The organism is Xenophilus sp. Marseille-Q4582 (genome assembly GCF_916700565.1).
In the GTDB taxonomy this organism is placed as follows: Bacteria; Pseudomonadota; Gammaproteobacteria; order Burkholderiales; family Burkholderiaceae_C; genus Xenophilus.
Genome location: NZ_CAKAKO010000002.1, coordinates 1,039,455 through 1,058,444, shown reverse-complemented (window position 1 = coordinate 1,058,444; position 18,990 = coordinate 1,039,455). Strand labels below are relative to the sequence as shown.

Genomic DNA, 18,990 nt, shown 5'->3' with positions numbered 1-18,990 from the left:
CCGGGCGGCACTGACATGTACGACCCCACCATGACCGACATCCAGCTGCCGCCCTCGTCGCAAGCGCCCGCCACGGGCCGCAAGATCGGCGACGTGATCCTGGAAGTGCGCAACATCAGCCTGCGCTTCGGCGGCGTCAAGGCGCTGACCGACATCAGCTTCGATGTGCGCGAGCACGAGATCCGCGCGATCATCGGCCCCAACGGCGCCGGCAAGAGCTCCATGCTCAACTGCATCAACGGCGTCTATGCGCCGCAGGAAGGCGCCATCACCTTCCGCGGCCAGACCTTCAAGCACATGAACTCGCGCCAGGTGGCCGAGATGGGTGTGGCGCGCACCTTCCAGAACCTGGCCCTGTTCAAGGGCATGAGCGTGCTGGACAACATCATGACCGGCCGCAACCTGCGCATGAAGAGCAACCTCTTCCTGCAGGCGCTGCGCTGGGGGCCGGCCGAGCGCGAGGAGATCGCGCACCGCGAGAAGGTCGAACGCATCATCGACTTCCTGGAGATCCAGCCCTTCCGCAAGACACCCGTGGGCCGCCTGCCCTACGGCCTGCAAAAGCGCGTGGACCTGGGCCGGGCCCTGGCCATGGAGCCGCAGGTGCTGCTGCTCGACGAGCCCATGGCCGGCATGAACGTGGAAGAGAAGCAGGACATGTGCCGCTTCATCCTCGACGTCAACGACGAGTTCGGCACCACGGTCGTGCTGATCGAGCACGACATGGGCGTGGTCATGGACATCTCCGACCGCGTGGTGGTGCTCGACTATGGCAAGAAGATCGGCGACGGCACGCCGGACGAAGTGCGCGGCAACGAAGACGTGATCCGCGCCTATCTGGGAACGGAGCATTGACCATGGGGTTCTTCCTCGAAACACTGTTCGGCGGCCTCATGGCCGGCATGCTCTACGCCCTGGTGGCGCTGGGCTTCGTGCTGATCTTCAAGGCCTCGGGCGTCTTCAACTTCGCGCAGGGCGCCATGGTGCTGTTCGCGGCGCTGGCCATGGCGCGCTTTTCCGAGTGGTTCCCCAAGTGGCTGGGCTTCGACAGCTTGCTGCTGGCCAATGCGATGGCGCTGGTCGCCGCGATCGCGCTGATGGCGGGCCTGGCCTGGCTCATCGAGCGGCTGGCACTGCGCCAACTGGTCGGCCAGGAGCCGATCGCGCTCTTGATGGCCACGCTGGGCATCGCCTACTTCATCGATGGTGCGGGCCAGCTGCTGTTCGGCAGCGCCACCTACAAGATCGACGTGGGCATGCCCAAGGACCCGATGATGGTGCTGGAAGGCACGTTCGACGGCGGCCTGCTGCTGAGCAAGGAAGACCTCTATGCGGCGCTGGTCTCGGCCCTGCTCGTCATCGGCCTCACGCTGTTCTTCCAGAAGACGCCGACCGGCCGGGCGCTGCGCGCCGTCGCCGACGACCACCAGGCCGCGCAGTCCATCGGCATCCCGCTGTCGCGCATCTGGGTCATCGTCTGGACCATCGGCGGCATCGTGGCGCTGGTGGCCGGCATCATCTGGGGCTCCAAGCTCGGCGTGCAGTTCTCGATCTCGCTGGTCGCGCTCAAGGCCCTGCCGGTCGTGATCCTGGGCGGGCTCACCTCGGTGCCGGGCGCCATCGTGGGCGGCCTCATCATCGGCGCGGGCGAGAAGCTCTCGGAGATCTACATCGGCCCCATGCTGGGCGGCGGCATCGAGAACTGGTTCGCCTATGTGCTGGCCCTGGGCTTCCTGCTGCTCCGGCCCCAAGGCCTGTTCGGCGACAAAATCATTGATCGGGTCTAAGCGATGCTGTACAGAGAAAACGGCCAGTTCAAGCAGACCTACCGCGCCGACCTGCAGATCTTCCCGGTGCTGCAGGACCGCATCGGCATCTCCGTGCTGCTGCTCGTGGCCTTCGTCGCCGTGCCGCTCCTGGGCAGCGACTACTTCTTCCGCGCGATCCTGATCCCCTTCCTGATCCTGGCGCTCGCGGCCCTGGGCCTGAACATCCTGGTCGGCTACTGCGGCCAGATCTCGCTCGGCACGGGCGCCTTCATGGCCATCGGCGCCTATGCGGCCTACAACCTGCAGGTGCGCATCGAGGGCATCCCGCTGCTGCTCGCGCTGATCGGCGGCGGTCTCGCGGCCACGGTGTTCGGCGTGCTGTTCGGCATTCCCAGCCTGCGCATCCGCGGGCTCTACCTCGCGGTGGCCACGCTCGCGGCGCAGTTCTTCACGGACTGGTTCACCAACCGCGTCAAGTGGGTCACGAACGACTCGCCCTCGGGCTCGGTCAGCGTGGGTGCGCTGTCGTTCTTCGGCCTGCCGGTGGAGACGCCGGTGCAGAAGTACCTGCTGTGCCTGGCCATCGTCTGCGTGTTCGCACTGCTGGCCAAGAACCTCGTGCGCGGCGCCATCGGCCGCCAGTGGATGGCGATCCGCGACATGGACGTGGCGGCCGCCGTGATCGGCATCCGCCCGGTCTATGCCAAGCTGTCGGCCTTCGCGGTGAGTTCCTTCATCGTCGGCGTGGCCGGCGCGCTGTGGGGCTTCGTGCACCTGGGCTCCTGGGAGCCGGCGGCCTTCAGCATCGACCGCTCGTTCCAGCTGCTGTTCATGGTCATCATCGGCGGCCTGGGTTCGATCTCGGGCGCCTTCTTCGGCGCGGCCTTCATGGTGCTGCTGCCGCTACTGCTCAACTACGTGCCGCACTGGCTGGGCCTGCCGTTGTCCACGGCGACTGCCTCGCACCTGGAGCACATGATCTTCGGCGCGCTGATCGTGTTCTTCCTGATCGTTGAGCCGCATGGCCTGGCGCGCCTGTGGCTCACGGCGCGCGAGAAGCTGCGCCTGTGGCCGTTCCCGCACTGAGCCCGCGCCTGCCGCCCTGGATTCTCTGCCGACCCTTGCCTGATTCACCCCGCACGCCAACGTGCCCATTCCAAGGAGACAAACCATGAAGAAAAAGCTGAGTTCCCTGGCCCTGGCGGCCGCCGCCGGCCTGTCCCTGCTGGCGCCGCCGGCCGCCCATGCGCAGGCCGAGCAGTTCGTGCCGCTGCTGGTCTACCGCACCGGCCAGTTCGCGCCCCTGGGCATCCCATGGGCCGATGGCAAGCAGGACTACCTGAAGCTCATCAACGCGCGCGATGGCGGCGTGAACGGCGTGAAGCTGGCCTTTGAGGAATGCGAGACGGCCTATGACGCCGCCAAGGGCGTGGAGTGCTATGAGCGCCTCAAGGGCAAGGGCGATGCGGGCTTCGACACGCAGTCGACCGGCATCACCTTCGCCGTGACCGACAAGGCCTTCGTGGACAAGAAGCTGGTGGTCACGCCGGGCTACGGGCTGTCGCAGTCGGTGGATGGCACGGTGTTCGAGTGGAACTTCCCGCTGCTGGGCACCTACTGGACCGCGGCCGACGTGATGATCCAGGACATCCTGAAGAAGGAGAAGGGCAATCTCAAGGGCAAGAAGATCGCGCTGGTTTACCACGACTCGCCCTACGGCAAGGAGCCCATCCTGCTGCTGCAAAAGCGCGCCGCCAAGGAAGGCTTCGAGCTGTCGCTGCTGCCCGTCACGCCACCCGGCGTGGAGCAAAAAAGCACCTGGCTGCAGATCCGCCAGCAAAAGCCCGACTATGTGCTGCTGTGGTCGGCCGGCGTGATGACGCCCGCCGCCGTGCGCGAGGCCCAGGCCACCGGCTATGCGCGCGACAAGATCTACGCCATCTGGTGGGCCGGCTCGGACCATGACGTGAAGGACATCGGTGCCGGTGCCAAGGGCTACAACGCCATCACCATCCACAACAGCGCGGCCAAGGACAAGGTGCATGACGACCTGAAGAAGCTGGTCTACGACAAGGGCCAGGGCACGGCGTCCAACGCCAGTTCCATCGGCTCCATCGCCCACACGCGCGGCATGATGATCTCGATGCTGCAGGTCGAGGCCATCCGCGCCGCGCAGGAGAAGTTCGGCAAGGGCAAGGTCATGACCGCCGAGCAGATCAAGTGGGGCATGGAAAACCTGGACCTCACGGCCGACAAGCTCAAGGCCCTGGGCTTCGGCGAGGTGATGCGGCCGGTGAAGACCTCGTGCAGCAACCACATGGGCACCGACTGGGCGCGCATCGTGCAGTGGGACGGCGGCAAGTGGAACATCACTTCCGACTGGTACCAGGCCGACAAGAGCCTGATCGACCCGCTGGTCAAGGAGCTGTCGGCCAAGTACGCCAGCGACAAGAAGATCACGCCGCGCAGCTGCTCCTGAAGCCATGTCAGCACTGCCTTCGGCCGAGCGCCGCGCATCCTCGGATGCATTCCTCGATGTCAACGGCATCGAGGTCATCTACAACCACGTGATCCTGGTGTTGAAGGGCGTCTCGCTGCGCGTGGACGAAGGCAGCATCGTGGCCCTGCTGGGCGCCAATGGCGCCGGCAAGACCACCACCTTGCGGGCAGTCTCCAATTTGCTGCACGCCGAGCGCGGCGCGGTGACCAAGGGCTCGATCGCGCTGCGCGGCGAGCGCATCGAGAACCTGACGCCGGCCGAGCTCGTGGACCGCGGCGTGATTCAGGTCATGGAGGGTCGGCACTGCTTCGCCCACCTGACCATCGAGGAAAACCTCATGACCGGGGCCTACACGCGCCGCGACGGCAAGGGCGCCGTGGATGCGACGCTGGAGAAGGTCTACGCCTACTTCCCGCGGCTCAAGACCCGGCGCACCAGCCAGGCCGCCTACACCTCGGGCGGCGAGCAGCAGATGTGCGCGATCGGCCGCGCGCTGATGGCCAACCCCAAGATGGTGCTGCTCGACGAGCCCTCCATGGGCCTGGCGCCGCAGATCGTCGAGGAGGTGTTCGAGATCGTGAAGGACCTCAACACCAAGGAGCGCGTGACCTTCCTGCTGGCCGAGCAGAACACCAACATGGCGCTGCGCTACGCCGACTTCGGCTACATCCTGGAGAGCGGGCGCGTGGTCATGGACGGCGCGGCCAGCGCGCTGCGCGAGAACGAGGACGTCAAGGAGTTCTACCTCGGCACCGGTGGCGAAGGCCGCAAGAGCTTCCGCGACGTCAAGAGCTACAAGCGCCGCAAGCGTTGGCTGGCCTGAACCCTTTGCACCCCTGATCTCCATGACCGATTTCTACGACGCGCTGGAAACCCGCGACCCGGCGGAGCGCGAGCGCGACCTGCTGGCCGCACTGCCCAGGCAGGTCCTGCAGGCGCAGACCGCGTCCACGGCCTTTGCGAAGATCCTCGACGGCACGAGGCCGGCCGAGCTGACCAGCCGCGCCGCGCTGGCCCGGCTGCCGGTCACGCGCAAGTCCGAACTGCTGGCGCTGCAGCAGGCCCGGCGTGAAGAGGACGCATTCGGCGGCTTCGCCGCCATTCCTCGCGGCGCGCGCATGCGCCGCATCTTCGCCAGCCCCGGCCCGATCTACGAGCCCGAGGGCACGGGCGCGGACTACTGGCGCACGGCGCGCGCGCTGTTCGCCGCGGGCTTTCGCGCCGGCGACCTGATCCACAACAGCTTCAGCTACCACATGACGCCGGCGGGCTCGATCATGGAGACCGGCGCGCATGCGCTGGGCTGCACCGTGTTCGCGGGCGGAACGGGCCAGACCGAGCAGCAGCTCGAAGCCATCGCCCACCTGCGCCCGAACGGCTACGCAGGCACGCCCAGCTTCCTCAAGATCCTGCTGGAGAAGGCCGCGGAGAAGGGCCAGTCGCTGGGCACGCTCAAGAAGGCCCTGGTGTCGGGCGAGGCCTTTCCGCCCAGCCTGCGCGCCTTCCTGGCCGAGCGCGGGGTGCAGGGCACGCAGTGCTATGCGACGGCCGACCTGGGCCTGATTGCCTACGAGACCGAGGCGCGCGAAGGGCTGGTCGTGGACGAAGGCGTGCTGCTGGAGATCGTGCGCCCGGGCACGGGCGACCCGGTGCCCGAGGGCGAGGTGGGCGAGGTCGTGGTGACCACACTGAACCCCGACTACCCGCTGATCCGCTTCGGCACGGGCGACCTCTCGGCCGTGCTGCCCGGCGCCTGCCCCACGGGCCGCACCAATGTGCGCATCAGGGGCTGGATGGGCCGTGCCGACCAGACGACCAAGGTGCGCGGCATGTTCGTGCACCCCTCGCAGGTGGCCGAGGTGGTGCGCCGCTTTGCGCAGGTGGCGCGCGCGCGGCTGGTGGTGCAGGGCCAGACCGGCGAGGACCGCATGACGCTGAAGGTGGAATGCGCGGCCGCCCCCGAGGGCCTGGCGGCGCGCCTGGCCGAGGCGGTGCGCGACGTGACCAAGCTGCGCGCCGAAGTCGAGGTGCTGGCGCCCGGCGCCCTGCCCAACGACGGCAAGGTGATCGAGGACGCGCGCAGCTACGCCTGAGCGCAGCGCCCGGCGCCCCGGCGCCGACGCGCCCTCAGTAGTGGGGCGGCAGCTCGTCGCGCAGGCTTCGCGGCGCACTGCCGGCACTGTCGGGCGACTGGCGTTCTTCCAGCTCGCGCAGCTTGCGCTGCAGGGCGTCGATCTGCTGTTGCTGGCGGTAGACCGTCAGGTTGAGCTGCTCCAGCAGGTCTTCGGCATAGCTCGCCTTGATCTCCAGGGCGTCGAGGCGCTCGGAGGCCGGCGGGCCGGCGGCGGCTTCGGGGTCGTGGGCATGCATGCAGCGATTGTCGGCGCGGCGCGGCCTGCCGCTCAGGTCGCGGCGCGCGCCAGCGGGTTCGGCGTCGGCTGCGCCACCATGTGCAGCAGGTTGCGGTCGGTGTGGTGGAAAGGCGCCTCCTGGCCTTCGATGTGCAGCACGGTGTCTTCGTCATACCCCCAGCTGCCATCGTCGTTGAAGAAGACGCGGATGCGGAATTCGGAGGTGCGAAACGCTTGCTGCAGGAAGGGCGCCGAGCAGATGCCCCAGGTTTCCAGGCCCTGCGTGGCGACCAGCTCGAACTCGCGCGCGTCGGGCGCCACGCGGCCCGCGGCCATGGCGACCTGCCCGCGCGGGATGGTCAGCGTGTGCATCACGGTCTGCGTCGCCGGCTCCCACAGCCAGTAGCCCACCTGCTCGTGGTAGGTCTTGACCTGCCCGGGCTTGGTGATGTGCGTGTGGTAGCGCAGGCCGTACAGCAGTTGCGGGCCATTGGTCACGGGGTCGATGGGCTGCAGTTCGATGCGTTCCACGTAGGCCTGCTTCCTGGGACCTTCGGCCTTGGGCTTCACGTCCAGGCCGCGCTGGCCCTCCCAGATGCCGGCCATGGGGCGCAGGGGCCCCAGCTGTTCGAGCGTGCGCAGGTCCACGTCCTGGGGTTCGGTATAGATGTCGCGGGAAATGGTCATGAATGAAGGGCAGGATGTGATCAGGAAACAAGGCGCAGGGACGACTGCCGCCTGCGCGGGGCCGGCGGTCCGGCACGGACGGCATAACCCCTCCTCCTAGGGCAATTTTCGATGGTGGGACCTTTCAAGCGCCGATAACATCGCGCACCCCTTGCTTTTTGTAACTCTTCGGAGACAGTATGAAGAAACTGTTCGCCTTCACGGCCCTGGCTGTCGCGGCCGCAGGCGCATTCGCCCAGGACTTCCCGGGCGGCAAGCCCATCACCATCGTGGTGCCCTTCGCGGCCGGCGGCCCGACCGACCGCGTGGCCCGGGACTTGGCCGAAGCGATGCAGAAGCCGCTGGGCGGCTCGCCGATCGTGATCGACAACGCCGCCGGTGCCGGCAGCACCATCGGCAATGCCAAGGTGGCGCGCGCCAAGAACGACGGCTACACGCTGCTGGTCACGCACGTGGGCATGGCCACCACGCCCGTGCTGTACCGCAAGCTCTCGTACAACTACGAGACCGACTTCGAATACCTGGGCATGATCAATGACGTGCCCATGACGCTGATCGGCAAGCCGCAACTGGAAGCCAACAACTTCGCGCAGCTGCGCGAGTGGATCGGCAAGAACAGCGGCAAGGTGAACCTAGCCAATGCCGGCATCGGTTCGGCTTCGCACCTGTGCGGCCTGCTCTTCCAGAGCGAGCTGAAGGCCGAAATGACCACTGTGCCCTACAAGGGCACGGCCCCGGCGATCGCCGACCTGCTGGGCGGCCAGGTGGACCTGCTGTGCGACCAGACCACTAACACGACGAGCCAGATCGAGGCCAAGAAGGTCAAGCCCTATGCCGTCACCACGCTCAAGCGCCTGAGCACGCCCGCCCTGAAGGACATCCCCACGCTGGACGAATCGGGCCTGAAGAACTTCCAGGTCACGATCTGGCACGGCCTGTACGCCCCCAAGGGCACGCCCGCGCCGGTGCTGAAGAAGCTCAACGATGCGCTGAAGGTGGCCCTGAAAGACCCCGACTTCATCAAGAAGCAGGAAGGCCTGGGCGCCGTGGTGGTGAACGACAAGCGCGTCGAACCCGCCGAGCACAAGAAGTTCGTGCAGGCCGAGGTGGCGCGTTTCGGCCCCATCGTCAAGGCCGCAGGCGTGTACGCGGACTGAGCGGCGGCGTCTCGCTCCCACTCAAAAAAGCCGGGGACCCCCGGCTTTTTTGTGGGCGCGCGGGCCTGGCATCGGCAAGGCCTGTGTCACGGGAGCCCCCGGCCCCCTGCACGCAGCGCCCCGGGCCGTCCGGGCCCCAGCCCCTGCACGAAGAACCCGCGTCAGGCGCCAACGCGCAGGCGAAAAAAAGCCCGCACAACGGCGGGCCGAATGAACCAGCAGGCTCCTTGGAGAAACTTGGAATGAAGGCTGCCCCGGATGCGGGCAACCCTTTGGCTTCCCGAAGCGCGCGCTTGCAACACGCGCCTCGGGTCGGCAGGGTCTTGCGACCTTGCCGCCGGACTTTGCAGCTACAGCGCCAGCACGCTGCAAGGCCCGGCCGTCTGCGCCAATCAGAACGAGTGGCGCAGACCGAACTCGTAGCCCGTCGAGTTCTTCATGCGGTAGGTCGCGCCGGCGGGCGCCAGTTGCGCGGCCGTCAGGGCCGGGCCGCCCACGGTCAGGGCCGCGCCGTTCTTGTTCGACACGCGGGCCACGGTGGCGTACAGGGCCGTGCGCTTGGACAGGTTGTGCTGGTAGCCGAGCGCGAACTTGTTGGCCTTGCGGTCTTCCACCGGGTTCCACAACGTGCCGACGGTGTTGTCGTCGTACTTGACGTGGGCGTAGCTGGCGCGGATCAGGCCCGCGCCGACCGGCACGGACACGCCCAGCAGGTAGCCTTGCACCTTGGTCTTGGGGTCCACCACCAGGAAGCCGTTCGTGTAGTCGGCCGCCAGCGTGCTGCGCTCGGTGCGGTTCTGCGAATACTGGCCGAAGAGCTTGACGACGCCGAAGTCATAGGTGGCGCCGGCGCTCAGGATCTTGTTCTTGGTGGTGCGGTCGGTGCCGATGTTGATGGTGTCGGTCGTGACCGTGGCACCGTCCAGCTGGCCATAGGCCACGGCCACGTCCAGCGGGCCGTTGGCGAAGCCGATGCGGCCGCCGAAGAACTGGCCGGCCTTGGAGTCGCGCTGCACGGCCGTGAGCGGGTCGAAGCGGCTGCGCTCGTGGAAGGCGTACATCACGTTGCCGTACACGCCGCCCAGGCCCCTGGGCAGGAAGTACTGCACCGAGTTGCTCACGCGGCTGTGGCTGTAGGCGGTGGCGATCAGCGAGGCGCCGATGCCGGTGGCGCCGAACGGATCGAACTGGTCGTCGTTCAGCTTGGTGGGCGTGGAGTCGCGGCCCAGGCGCAGCTCACCGAAGCCGCCGGCCAGGCTGACGGTCGAGCGGCGGCTGAAGGCGCTCAGGCCACCGCCGTCGTCGTTGGTCAGGGGCGATTCGAGCCAGAAGCCGGCCGTCAGGCCGCCACCCAGATCTTCCACACCGCGAAAGCCCAGGCGGCTGGAGCTCAGGCCCGAATTGCGCAGCTCGGTGCGGCTGACCTTGATGCTGTCGGCCAGCAGCGAGGGGCGGGTCAGGTCGGCCAGCGTGTAGACGCGCTCGGCCTTGTTGGAGACGTTGCTGACCGCGACGTCGACCACGCCGAACAGGGTGACGGAAGACTGGGCCGATGCGACGCCGCACAGCGCCAGTGCGGCCAGGGCCGCCAGGGTCTTTTTCATTCGTAGAACTCCAGGATGTGTACTGTTGCTTCTCTGCCGTAAGCGGGGAGCCCGGGCACCCAGCCCGGGACGCCTTGCAGGCTCCAGCCACAACAAGTCAGTTCCGTGACATCGGGTAAACCCTTTTGATTGCTTCTTTGGAGTGTTGCGTCTAGTTCACATCCCTTGGCCCCGGGACACCGGCTGCGCGCCCGCGCCGTGGGGTCACCGGGGCCGTGCGACACTCGCGGCCCCGCGGCGGGCACCGGCCCGCGCTTGCGCCGTCATCGAAGAATTGCCCATGGGTGTTGTGTCCTGGCTCGAAGCAGCCCTCCTCGGCCTGGTCCAAGGACTGACCGAATTCCTTCCCATTTCCTCCAGCGCCCATCTGCGCATCCTCGGGCCGCTGCTGCCCTCGGGGGTGGACCCGGGCGCCAGCTTCACCGCCATCACCCAGCTGGGCACCGAGCTGGCGGTGCTGATCTACTTCCGCCACGACATCCTGCGCATCCTGCGCGCCTGGTTTGCCTCGCTGGCGCCCGGTGGCCGCCGCGGCGGCATGCCTGCCGACGCCCGCATGGGCTGGCTGATCATCATCGGCACGCTGCCGATCGCGGTGCTGGGGCTGCTGTTCAAGGATGCGATCGAGACCTCGCTGCGCAACCTCTACATCACGGCCGCCATGCTCATGCTGTTCGCGCTGGTCCTGGCCTGGGCCGACCGGCGCGGCCGCAAGACGCGTGACCTGCAGACACTGAGCTGGGGCCACGGACTGCTCTACGGGTTGGCACAGGCGATGGCGCTGATCCCGGGCGTGTCGCGCTCGGGCGGCACGATCACGGCTGGCCTGCTGCTGGGCTACACGCGCGAGGCCGCCGCGCGCTATTCCTTCCTGCTCGCCGTGCCGGCCGTCATGGCCTCGGGCCTGTACCAGCTCGTCAAGAGCTGGGGCGTGCCCGGGCCGGTGGCGCCCGGCCCGACGGCGCTGGCCACGGTCATCGCCTTCGGGGTGGGCTACGGCGTCATTGTCTGGTTCCTGCGCATCGTGTCCTCGCGCAGCTACATGGTTTTCGTCTACTACCGCCTGGCCCTCGGCGCGCTGCTGTTCGCCCTGCTGGGCGCGGGCCTGCTGGCACCGCACTGACGCAGCGCCCACCGCCCTGACCACGCCCTGACGCCATCATTTCCCCGGCAAGGTCCGGGAATTCAGGCGCCGCGAAGGCGGCCGCTTTCTAGACTTGCCCCCATGCCCCCCGAACCTCCCAGTCGGGCGCTGGCCTGCGCCAGCACCCCGTCCAGGCGACCGGCCTGCCCCGTTTTCCGGTCCTTCCCCGCCTTCTTTCCTCGCACCGCGCCGGCCGCCTCGGCCCGCCCAGCGGCGCGCCTGCGCGCCGCGGCGGCCGAAGGAGCGCGCGCATGATGGAGCTGCTCACCGACCCGGCAGTCTGGGCCGGCCTGCTGACGCTGGTCGTGCTGGAGATCGTGCTGGGCATCGACAACCTGATCTTCATCGCGATCCTGGCCGACAAGCTGCCGCCGCACCAGCGCGACCGTGCGCGCGTGATCGGGCTGAGCCTCGCGCTGGTCATGCGCCTGGGCCTGCTGTCGGTCATCTCCTGGCTGGTCACGCTCACGGCGCCGCTGTTCAGCGTCTGGGGCAAGCCCTTCTCGGGGCGCGACCTGATCCTGCTGGGCGGCGGCCTGTTCCTGCTGTACAAGGCCACGACCGAGCTGCACGAGCGTCTGGAAGGCGTGGTGCACACGCACCGCACGCAGGTGGCTTACGCCGGCTTCGGCGTGGTGGTGGCGCAGATCGTGGTGCTCGATGCCGTGTTCTCCCTCGACGCCGTGATCACGGCCGTGGGCATGGTGAACGACCTGCCCGTGATGATGGCGGCCGTCGTGATCTCCATCGGCGTGATGCTGCTGGCCTCCAAGCCGCTCACGCGCTTCGTGAACGCGCACCCCACCGTGGTCATGCTGTGCCTGAGCTTCCTGCTCATGATCGGCCTGTCGCTGGTGGCCGAGGGCCTGGGCTTCCACCTGCCCAAGGGCTATCTGTACGCCGCCATCGGCTTCTCGATCCTGATCGAGTTCTTCAACCAGTGGGCCCGGCGCAACCAGGCGCGCCAGCAAGCCGCGCAGCCGCTGCGCGAGCGCACGGCCGAGACCGTGCTGCGCCTGCTCGGTGGGCGCCTGCATGGCGAGACCGTGCCCAGCAGCGACGCGGACGACCGGCCGGCCGAAGCGCCCGCCTTCGCGCCCGAGGAGCGGCACATGGTCAGCGGCGTGCTGTCGCTGGCCGAGCGCAGCGTGCGCTCGATCATGACGCCGCGCGGCGACATCTCCTGGGCCGACATCGAGGAAGACGCCGCCGAACTGCGTGCCCAGCTGCTGGCCACGCCGCACAGCATGTTCCCGGTGTGCCGCGGCTCGCTGGACGCGGTCATCGGCGTGGCGCGCGTCAAGGACCTGCTGGGCGCCGTGGCCGAGGGAGGCCGCCTCGACGCATCCGACGGCTGCCTGCGCCCGCCCCTTTACCTGCCCGCCAGCACCACGGTGATGCAGGCGATCGACATCCTGCGCCACGCGCGCGGCCAGCTCGCGCTCGTCACCGACGAATACGGCCAGGTGCAGGGCGTGGTCACGCCGATCGACGTGCTGGAAGCCATCGCCGGCGAGTTCCCGGACGAGGATGAGACCCTCGAGATCCAGGGCGTGGGCGACGGCCAGTGGCGCGTCGCCGGCTCGGCCGACCTGCACCAGCTCGAGCGCCTGCTGGACACGCACGACCTCGTGAGCGACACGGACCGCTACAACTCCGTGGCCGGCTACCTGCTGGCGCGCTTCGGCCGGCTGCCCGCGGTGGACGAGACGCTGCGCCACGACGGCTTCGAGTTCCGCGTCGGCGAGGTCGACGAGCAGCGCATCCTCTGGGTAGCGGTGCGGCGCCTGGGCCCCGCGGAGCAGGCGACGCCCGCCGAGGCCGAAGCCGGGCCCCTGTAGGCCGGCGCCGGCAACCGGGCGCTCCAGGGGTTTTCACCCTGCGGGGCGCGGCGGGATAGCCGCTACAACGCGGCATGCCGATCTGCCTGCGCGTGGTCGATTCCATCACCGAGCTCCAGCCCCGGGACGCGGGCTGCATCGCCGTCAGCGGCTCGCACGGCGGCCGCAGCTCGGCGCGCTATGCGCTCGCGGCGCAGCCGCTGCTTTCGGTATTCAACGACGCCGGCGGCGGTCGCGACGCCGCCGGCATCGCGGCCCTGGACCTGCTGCAGGCCCGGGAGCTGGCCGCCTGCACGGTGGCCCACCACAGCGCGCGCATCGGTGAAGCGCGCAGCACGCTCGATCACGGCGTGCTGAGCCACCTCAACCCCGCCGCGCAACGCCTGGGCCTGCGCCAGGGCCAGCCGCTGCGCGCCGTCCTGCGCCAGCTGTGGCCCGATCATCAGGAGATCTCTGCATGAGCCCCGTTCCTGCGTCCCGTGCTTGCCCCCTGTCCGCCCGCCGCCGCGCATGGCTGGGTGCCGCCCTGCTCGGGGCCCTGGCCTGGCCGGGCGCCGCATTGGCCGAGGCGAACTGGCCCAGCAGGCCCGTGCGCATCGTGGTGCCCTTCGCCGCCGGCGGCACCACCGACATCCTGGCGCGAGCCGTGGCGCCCGAGCTGTCGAAGGCGCTGGGACAGCCTTTCGTCGTGGACAACCGCGCCGGGGCCGGGGGCAATGTCGGCGCTGAGATCGTGGCCCGCGCGCCCGCCGACGGCTACACGCTGCTCATGGGCACCGTCGGCACGCATGGCATCAACCGGGCCCTGTACCCCAAGCTGCCTTTCGACCCGATCCAGGACTTCGTGCCCGTCACCATGGTCGCGGCCGTGCCCAACGTGATGGAGATGAACGCCGAGAAGGCGAAGCAGCTGGGCATCGATTCGGTGGCCAGCTTCATCGCCAAGGCCAAGGCGAACCCGGGCCAGTTCAACATGGCGTCCAGCGGCAGCGGCACGTCGATCCACCTGGCCGGCGAACTGTTCAAGCGCATGACGGGCGTGCAGATGACCCACGTGCCCTACAAGGGCTCGGCACCGGCCCTGCTGGACCTGGTGGCCGGCAATGCCGACGTGATGTTCGACAACCTGCCGTCGTCCATGCAGCAGATCAAGGCCGGCAAGCTCAAGGCGCTGGCCGTGACCAGCAGCCAGCGCTCGGCCGCCTTGCCCGACGTGCCCACGGTGGAAGAGGCCGGCGGCCCGGCGCTCAAGGGCTTCGAGGCCAGTTCCTGGTTCGGCCTGCTCGCGCCGGCAGGCACGGCGGCCGGCACCGTGCAGCGCCTGCAGCAGGAAGTGGCGCGTGCACTGGCCAGCGCCGATGTGAAGGAGAAGATGCTGGCGCAGGGCGCAATTCCCAGCGGCAGCACGCCGGCCGAATTCACCCAGCACATCGCGCGCGAGCACGAGAAATGGGCGCAGGTGGTGAAGGATTCGGGGGCGAAGGTGGATTGACACCGATCGGTGCGCCGCGCGCGCGCCGGCCCCCGGCCGGCGCCTTCGGACGGGCCCGCAGGCCCCGCTCAGGTGCCCCAGACGATATCGCGGTTCTCCGCCATCGATTCGCGCATCATCTTGATCAGCGGCGCAGCGCGCTGGTGCAGGCCCACGTGCTGGATCTCCGCCTGCGTGTCGTGATCCTCGGCTGCATGCGCGTCATGGTTGTGCCGCCCCTGCTCGGCCTCGCGCTGCGACGCCGCCTGCAGCGCCGAGATGGCGCCAGGCATCTGGTCGACGGTGATGATGCCGCTGCTGCCCGCCGATTTGCCGATGATCTCCAGGAGCGGCCGGGCGTGGCCTTCGAGCATCAGCACGTCCGCGCTGGCCTGGGACTTGAAGCGATAGAGCATGGGCGACCTCCGTGATCAGTTGTAGATGTAGTTGCGGGTGAAGGGATAGTCCGTCTGCGCGCCGCGCATCGCATGGGCCTGGATCTGGCCGTCGGGCCGCGCGCACAGCATCTGGTGCAGCGAGATCCAGCCTTGCTCGAAACTCATCGCGCAGCCCGAAAGATACAGCCGATAGGCCCGCAGGATGCGCTCGCCGCGCTCGGGGCCCGCCGTTTTTTCCAGCACCGCGCGCGCCTTTTCCAGCTGCGCTTCCAGCGCGTCGGACCAGGCCCACAGCGTGCGCGCGTAGTGCGGGCGCAGGTTCTCGGTGTCGACCATTTCCAGCCCGGCGCCGGCGATGTGCTGCAGCACGCTGCTCACGTGCAGGAGTTCGCCGCCCGGGAAGATGTATTTCTCGATGAAGTCGCCCATGCCGGCGCCCAGTTGCTGGTGCGCCAGGACACCCGCCGTGATGCCGTGCTGCAGCGTCAGCCCCCCGGGCACGAGCAGCTTCTGCACGCCGCGGAAGTAGCCGTCCATCTGGGCCTGGCCCACATGCTCGAACATGCCGACCGATGCGATCTTGTCGAAGGCCTGCTGGCCCTCGAGTTCACGGTAGTCCATCAAGTGCACGCGCACCCGGTCCGCCAGCCCGCGCTCAGCGATCAGCGCCTGCACGTGCGCATGCTGGTTCTGCGAAAGGGTGATGCCGGTCGCATCCACGCCGTAATGCTCGGCGGCCCACAGCAGCAGGGCGCCCCAGCCGCAACCGATGTCCAGGAAGCGCTCGCCGGGCTTGAGCCGCAGCTTGCGGCAGATGTGGTCCAGCTTGGCGGCCTGGGCCCCCGCGAGGTCCAGGCTGGCCTCGCGGAAGTACGCGCAGGAATACACCCGGCGCGGATCCAGCCACAGCGCATAGAAGTCGTCGGAGACGTCGTAGTGGAACTGGATCTGCTCGCTGTCCTTCTGGCGCGTGTGGGCCCCCCGCGACTTGGCATTGCGCAACAGGCGGGACCACCACCCGGTCTGCGTCTGCACCGGCTGGCCCGGCATCAAGGCGGCGGCGGCCTGCATCAGGTCGCGCATGGCGCCCTCGATCTGCACGCGGCCTTCCACGTAGTCCTCGGCCACGCTGCCGATCTGGCGGGCCGCCAGCTTGGCCACGCTGGACCAGCGCGAGAACGCCAGCCGCAGGCGCGCGCCCGCGGGTTCGATGCGCTGCCCATCGGGCAAGGCGACGGCCACCGGCACCGGAAGTGCCGCAAGTTCCGCTTCGATGCGAGGTGCCAGACTGCTGTTCATGCTGGTTCAAGCCCTTTCTCTGACTGCCGCGTCCAGGACGCGCCTTCACTTTGTCACAAAAGAAAAGAGAGAGCAGTAGGACGGAAGATGACAGCTGCGCGCGTCAGGGTCATTGCGGGCCTGGACGACGATCAAGCCCTAACGGCAGTAAGCGGCGACAGCATTGCGCCGGCGGCCCGGGATGCTTCGGAAAAACAAAAGGCCCTCTTTCGAGGGCCTTCTGCATTTCTGGAATTGGTTGCGCGAGCGGGATTCGTGAGCGAGAGACTGATTCACATACCCAAAGCACTCAACAAGAGCGGCTAAATGCCACACTACTTGCCCTTAAGTTCGCGGCGCTGAGCGCGGTTCAAACCCGGCTGGAACACCGGCGGAACGGCCGGGGCACGACCTGGACCAGGCGCAGGCTGGTTCGGCACACCCACAGGAACGCCGGCCTGTACCAACATTGACTGCATTTGGTTGATGAAGGCGCGGCCCAGGTGGTTCTCGATGATCTTGACCGCACCCGTATCTGTCATCGTATGCGTGGTCGCATGGAAGACGCTGAGGAAGATGTCTTGTTCCTCTTCGTCGGCCTCAAGATCGACGATCTTCAAACCCTTTGCTCTCAACTCATCGCGGTTGATGTGCCGACCGTGACTGTTGAAGTTTTCGTGACTTGAGAGCCACGTAGCGGCAGTAGCCGCCTTGGTGTCGGCATCGGCGTCACCCTTAAACATGTAGCGACTGAGCCACTGCTGGACCAGCTCTCTAGACAGCTTTGATGCCCGGTCAGCCTGCACCAAGAGGTCCGGCCCATATTGGGACAGGATTGGCGCCCACACCGCTAGGTTCCGCTGATCCGCCAAGCACTCTCGGCGAGCGCGCTCGAACTGTTCAATGATCGACTGCGCAGCCACCTGCCGGTAACCGCCAAGCGGTGTTGGCAAATTGAACTGAGGATCTGAAGGACCTAGGAACGAGTGCTTGCCCATGACGATCTCGTCGCAGGCGCAAGCAATCATGCCCGCAGCAGACATAGCCGCGCTGGGGACGATGGCTCGAATGTGGGTGAACTTCTTACGAAGGTAGTCGACGATTGCCGCAGCAGCGTCAATACCGCCACCCGGACTGTGCAAGATCAGGTCGAGCTTGTCTTCCTTGACCCCATGCATCACCTCCATAAAGCCCTGCAGATCTCCCGACCCGATGGACAGCATTTGAGGGGGAGTGCCCTGGTCCGGAAGCGTCCACTTCGTGGCGTACAGGATCACAGCACGCCCGGTCTTCTGGCGTGCCGCGACTAGATACCCTCGTCGAACTCTGTCGTGCGGCTGCTTGTCTCGCTGCTGTATCAGCTCATGGATGCTGAAGCCGATCTTGCCCCAGCTTGGCATCAGTCAGCCATGCCCCACTGGCCCACGCTCGGCACCGAAGTGAAGCGGACAGCATTCATACTGGCCTGCACCTGCAGATAGTCCTGATGAACCTCCTGGCCCGCGCGGACCATGGCCAGCGTCTCCATGACCGTGGCGACGCCGGGCTGGCTGCATGCTTGCTCCAGCATCTCAGCAAACTCAGTGCTCAGTCCAAGGTCTTCCATGATTACTCCAGTGACAAAAAAAGCCCCTACGGGCGGAGGCCAGGTGGCCGATAACACAGATTGTGGGCGGCGAATATCGAAAAGCAAGAGGTAGGAGCCCCGCCGAAAGGGTTAGAGCGGTCACTAACGTGACGACCATCACACACCAAAGTTCTACATTTTCACGGCTTTTGAGAATTCATGGGCCTGATCCAGAACACCCACAGCCCGCGCAGCCACGCGAAGCCGTACAGCACCGACACCGCGAAGATGCCCCACTGCTCGGCCTTCCAGCTGGCGTAGAACCAGAACGGCTGCCCGATCAGCCCGAAGATGCATGCCCAGCGCGCCAGCTTCGGCCGGCGCTCCTGAGACAGCCAGGCGGCGAGCGCGCCCAGGATGGGGATGGCGATCTGATCGATGGGCATGGCGGATTGTGCTGGATGGATGCACAGTAGGTCTGGGCGGCATGGTCAGATTTCAAATCCGAGCATGCGCGTCCGGAATTCGGACGCGCTCCCTGTCGGCCGACGCCGCATGTTCACACCGCCGCCACGGCCGGAGCGGTAGATTCCGCCCATGCCGCTCCGCATCACCCTCCAGGACTACCCCGGCGCCGATCCGGCCATGCTGACCACGGCCGTCACCCGCTTCCGGCGCGAGCTGGAGCGCAAGCTGGGCGACGAGGCCGAAGCCGCGTTCAAGGCCTTCCAGAACGCCAGCGAGTCCAGCGCCAACGAGCTGACAAAGGAAGAGCATCGGCTGGCGACCGCCTACCACGCGGCCTACGAGGCGGCGCGCACGGCCGGCTTCCGCGACCTCGGCGATGTGCAGGAGGCGTACTTCGACGTGCGGTTGACCTGAGGGGAGGCCGCTGCCATCATGAGGCACCGCAGGCACGATCCGCCGTTTCTCCTCCCTGACGGCGGCTGCGGCTTGGCCCACCCACGGCGGTGGGCCTTTTTGCTGGCGCCTGTACGCAGCCCCTTAGCCAGTCAGCCGGGCGAGTTCAGCGCGCACGGTGCGCAAAAGCTTTATTGGCGGCTTCTCGCGCCGTAGCGCCCTGGCGCACAACCGTGCATAGATGTCAGTGAGCCTCACCCATCGGGTGTAACGAGGATCCATCGCATCGAGCAACATAGTGGCTCCTTGCTTGCTAAGCGGAAGGGCAAGAGGAAGATCCAACTCTCCCCGCAAGCATGCCC

General features: G+C 67.5%; 20 protein-coding genes. 12 read left to right on the top strand and 8 right to left on the bottom strand.

Features of this window, described 5'->3' with window-relative positions; genetic code table 11:
• Nucleotides 1–30: 30 nt before the first annotated feature.
• The 6 genes from LG388_RS10270 to LG388_RS10245 all read left to right on the top strand — a co-directional run bounded on the left by LG388_RS10270 (nucleotide 31) and on the right by LG388_RS10245 (nucleotide 6,362).
• Nucleotides 31–855 carry an ABC transporter ATP-binding protein gene (locus LG388_RS10270; protein ID WP_225782778.1) on the top strand — a complete coding sequence of 275 codons (825 nt, stop codon included), beginning with the start codon at nucleotides 31–33 and terminating at the stop codon, nucleotides 853–855.
• 2 nt (nucleotides 856–857) lie between these two features.
• Complete coding sequence (locus LG388_RS10265; RefSeq protein WP_225782697.1) at nucleotides 858–1,787, top strand: branched-chain amino acid ABC transporter permease; 930 nt, start codon at nucleotides 858–860, stop codon at nucleotides 1,785–1,787.
• A 3-nt stretch (nucleotides 1,788–1,790) separates the two neighbouring features.
• Entirely contained in the window at nucleotides 1,791–2,855 is a 1,065-nt protein-coding gene (locus tag LG388_RS10260) for a branched-chain amino acid ABC transporter permease (protein ID WP_225782696.1), read from the top strand.
• Nucleotides 2,856–2,940: 85 nt separating this feature from the next.
• Nucleotides 2,941–4,248 (top strand): ABC transporter substrate-binding protein, encoded by a 1,308-nt coding sequence (locus LG388_RS10255; protein WP_225782695.1) that lies wholly within the window; start codon nucleotides 2,941–2,943, stop codon nucleotides 4,246–4,248.
• Nucleotides 4,249–4,252: 4 nt separating this feature from the next.
• Nucleotides 4,253–5,092: an ABC transporter ATP-binding protein gene (locus tag LG388_RS10250; RefSeq protein ID WP_225782694.1), complete on the top strand. Its 840-nt coding sequence runs from the start codon at nucleotides 4,253–4,255 to the stop codon at nucleotides 5,090–5,092.
• Between the two features lie 22 nt (nucleotides 5,093–5,114).
• The gene (locus LG388_RS10245; protein WP_225782693.1) at nucleotides 5,115–6,362 is read left to right on the top strand and encodes a phenylacetate--CoA ligase family protein; all 1,248 of its coding nucleotides are present in this window, start codon (nucleotides 5,115–5,117) and stop codon (nucleotides 6,360–6,362) included.
• A gap of 34 nt (nucleotides 6,363–6,396) precedes the next feature.
• On the opposite strand, the gene LG388_RS10240 is transcribed toward LG388_RS10245, so the two are convergent.
• The gene (locus LG388_RS10240) at nucleotides 6,397–6,639 is read right to left on the bottom strand and encodes a SlyX family protein (RefSeq protein WP_225782692.1); all 243 of its coding nucleotides are present in this window, start codon (nucleotides 6,637–6,639) and stop codon (nucleotides 6,397–6,399) included.
• Between the two features lie 32 nt (nucleotides 6,640–6,671).
• Nucleotides 6,672–7,307 (bottom strand): FABP family protein, encoded by a 636-nt coding sequence (locus LG388_RS10235; protein ID WP_225782691.1) that lies wholly within the window; start codon nucleotides 7,305–7,307, stop codon nucleotides 6,672–6,674.
• 179 nt (nucleotides 7,308–7,486) lie between these two features.
• Between LG388_RS10235 and LG388_RS10230 the strand changes: the two genes are divergently transcribed.
• Nucleotides 7,487–8,464 carry a tripartite tricarboxylate transporter substrate-binding protein gene (locus tag LG388_RS10230; protein WP_225782690.1) on the top strand — a complete coding sequence of 326 codons (978 nt, stop codon included), beginning with the start codon at nucleotides 7,487–7,489 and terminating at the stop codon, nucleotides 8,462–8,464.
• A 392-nt stretch (nucleotides 8,465–8,856) separates the two neighbouring features.
• On the opposite strand, the gene LG388_RS10225 is transcribed toward LG388_RS10230, so the two are convergent.
• Nucleotides 8,857–10,068 carry a porin gene (locus LG388_RS10225; protein ID WP_225782689.1) on the bottom strand — a complete coding sequence of 404 codons (1,212 nt, stop codon included), beginning with the start codon at nucleotides 10,066–10,068 and terminating at the stop codon, nucleotides 8,857–8,859.
• A gap of 280 nt (nucleotides 10,069–10,348) precedes the next feature.
• Between LG388_RS10225 and LG388_RS10220 the strand changes: the two genes are divergently transcribed.
• From LG388_RS10220 to LG388_RS10205, 4 genes are all read left to right on the top strand, one after another.
• Nucleotides 10,349–11,191: an undecaprenyl-diphosphate phosphatase gene (locus LG388_RS10220; protein ID WP_225782688.1), complete on the top strand. Its 843-nt coding sequence runs from the start codon at nucleotides 10,349–10,351 to the stop codon at nucleotides 11,189–11,191.
• A gap of 275 nt (nucleotides 11,192–11,466) precedes the next feature.
• Nucleotides 11,467–13,053: a TerC family protein gene (locus LG388_RS10215; RefSeq protein ID WP_225782777.1), complete on the top strand. Its 1,587-nt coding sequence runs from the start codon at nucleotides 11,467–11,469 to the stop codon at nucleotides 13,051–13,053.
• 74 nt (nucleotides 13,054–13,127) lie between these two features.
• Nucleotides 13,128–13,514: a hypothetical protein gene (locus LG388_RS10210; RefSeq protein WP_225782687.1), complete on the top strand. Its 387-nt coding sequence runs from the start codon at nucleotides 13,128–13,130 to the stop codon at nucleotides 13,512–13,514.
• The gene (locus LG388_RS10205; RefSeq protein ID WP_225782686.1) at nucleotides 13,511–14,545 is read left to right on the top strand and encodes a tripartite tricarboxylate transporter substrate binding protein; all 1,035 of its coding nucleotides are present in this window, start codon (nucleotides 13,511–13,513) and stop codon (nucleotides 14,543–14,545) included. The genes LG388_RS10210 and LG388_RS10205 overlap by 4 nt, the downstream gene beginning before the upstream one ends.
• 68 nt (nucleotides 14,546–14,613) lie before the next feature.
• On the opposite strand, the gene LG388_RS10200 is transcribed toward LG388_RS10205, so the two are convergent.
• The 5 genes from LG388_RS10200 to LG388_RS10180 all read right to left on the bottom strand — a co-directional run bounded on the left by LG388_RS10200 (nucleotide 14,614) and on the right by LG388_RS10180 (nucleotide 18,213).
• Nucleotides 14,614–14,940: a DUF1840 domain-containing protein gene (locus LG388_RS10200; protein WP_225782685.1), complete on the bottom strand. Its 327-nt coding sequence runs from the start codon at nucleotides 14,938–14,940 to the stop codon at nucleotides 14,614–14,616.
• A 15-nt stretch (nucleotides 14,941–14,955) separates the two neighbouring features.
• Nucleotides 14,956–16,221 (bottom strand): cyclopropane-fatty-acyl-phospholipid synthase family protein, encoded by a 1,266-nt coding sequence (locus tag LG388_RS10195; RefSeq protein WP_225782684.1) that lies wholly within the window; start codon nucleotides 16,219–16,221, stop codon nucleotides 14,956–14,958.
• Nucleotides 16,222–16,535: 314 nt separating this feature from the next.
• On the bottom strand, nucleotides 16,536–17,600 hold the full coding sequence (locus tag LG388_RS10190; protein WP_225782683.1) for an ATP-dependent Clp protease proteolytic subunit: 1,065 nt from the start codon (nucleotides 17,598–17,600) through the stop codon (nucleotides 16,536–16,538).
• Nucleotides 17,600–17,806, bottom strand: coding sequence for a hypothetical protein (locus LG388_RS10185; protein WP_225782682.1), 207 nt, complete (start codon nucleotides 17,804–17,806; stop codon nucleotides 17,600–17,602). The genes LG388_RS10190 and LG388_RS10185 overlap by 1 nt, the downstream gene beginning before the upstream one ends.
• A gap of 161 nt (nucleotides 17,807–17,967) precedes the next feature.
• Complete coding sequence (locus tag LG388_RS10180; RefSeq protein ID WP_225782681.1) at nucleotides 17,968–18,213, bottom strand: hypothetical protein; 246 nt, start codon at nucleotides 18,211–18,213, stop codon at nucleotides 17,968–17,970.
• Nucleotides 18,214–18,364: 151 nt separating this feature from the next.
• Here LG388_RS10180 and LG388_RS10175 point away from each other — a divergent pair, with 151 nt between their 5' ends.
• Nucleotides 18,365–18,649 carry a hypothetical protein gene (locus LG388_RS10175; RefSeq protein ID WP_225782680.1) on the top strand — a complete coding sequence of 95 codons (285 nt, stop codon included), beginning with the start codon at nucleotides 18,365–18,367 and terminating at the stop codon, nucleotides 18,647–18,649.
• The last annotated feature ends 341 nt before the right edge of the window (nucleotides 18,650–18,990 follow it).

Bases quoted from the DNA above. Each gene is read 5' to 3' on its own strand.
- LG388_RS10270 (WP_225782778.1), top strand. From the start codon at position 31: ATGACCGACATCCAGCTGCCGCCCTCGTCGCAAGCGCCCGCCACGGGC.
- LG388_RS10265 (WP_225782697.1), top strand. From the start codon at position 858: ATGGGGTTCTTCCTCGAAACACTGTTCGGCGGCCTCATGGCCGGCATG.
- LG388_RS10260 (WP_225782696.1), top strand. From the start codon at position 1,791: ATGCTGTACAGAGAAAACGGCCAGTTCAAGCAGACCTACCGCGCCGAC.
- LG388_RS10255 (WP_225782695.1), top strand. From the start codon at position 2,941: ATGAAGAAAAAGCTGAGTTCCCTGGCCCTGGCGGCCGCCGCCGGCCTG.
- LG388_RS10250 (WP_225782694.1), top strand. From the start codon at position 4,253: ATGTCAGCACTGCCTTCGGCCGAGCGCCGCGCATCCTCGGATGCATTC.
- LG388_RS10245 (WP_225782693.1), top strand. From the start codon at position 5,115: ATGACCGATTTCTACGACGCGCTGGAAACCCGCGACCCGGCGGAGCGC.
- LG388_RS10240 (WP_225782692.1), bottom strand. From the start codon at position 6,639: ATGCATGCCCACGACCCCGAAGCCGCCGCCGGCCCGCCGGCCTCCGAG.
- LG388_RS10235 (WP_225782691.1), bottom strand. From the start codon at position 7,307: ATGACCATTTCCCGCGACATCTATACCGAACCCCAGGACGTGGACCTG.
- LG388_RS10230 (WP_225782690.1), top strand. From the start codon at position 7,487: ATGAAGAAACTGTTCGCCTTCACGGCCCTGGCTGTCGCGGCCGCAGGC.
- LG388_RS10225 (WP_225782689.1), bottom strand. From the start codon at position 10,068: ATGAAAAAGACCCTGGCGGCCCTGGCCGCACTGGCGCTGTGCGGCGTC.
- LG388_RS10220 (WP_225782688.1), top strand. From the start codon at position 10,349: ATGGGTGTTGTGTCCTGGCTCGAAGCAGCCCTCCTCGGCCTGGTCCAA.
- LG388_RS10215 (WP_225782777.1), top strand. From the start codon at position 11,467: ATGGAGCTGCTCACCGACCCGGCAGTCTGGGCCGGCCTGCTGACGCTG.
- LG388_RS10210 (WP_225782687.1), top strand. From the start codon at position 13,128: ATGCCGATCTGCCTGCGCGTGGTCGATTCCATCACCGAGCTCCAGCCC.
- LG388_RS10205 (WP_225782686.1), top strand. From the start codon at position 13,511: ATGAGCCCCGTTCCTGCGTCCCGTGCTTGCCCCCTGTCCGCCCGCCGC.
- LG388_RS10200 (WP_225782685.1), bottom strand. From the start codon at position 14,940: ATGCTCTATCGCTTCAAGTCCCAGGCCAGCGCGGACGTGCTGATGCTC.
- LG388_RS10195 (WP_225782684.1), bottom strand. From the start codon at position 16,221: ATGAACAGCAGTCTGGCACCTCGCATCGAAGCGGAACTTGCGGCACTT.
- LG388_RS10190 (WP_225782683.1), bottom strand. From the start codon at position 17,600: ATGCCAAGCTGGGGCAAGATCGGCTTCAGCATCCATGAGCTGATACAG.
- LG388_RS10185 (WP_225782682.1), bottom strand. From the start codon at position 17,806: ATGGAAGACCTTGGACTGAGCACTGAGTTTGCTGAGATGCTGGAGCAA.
- LG388_RS10180 (WP_225782681.1), bottom strand. From the start codon at position 18,213: ATGCCCATCGATCAGATCGCCATCCCCATCCTGGGCGCGCTCGCCGCC.
- LG388_RS10175 (WP_225782680.1), top strand. From the start codon at position 18,365: ATGCCGCTCCGCATCACCCTCCAGGACTACCCCGGCGCCGATCCGGCC.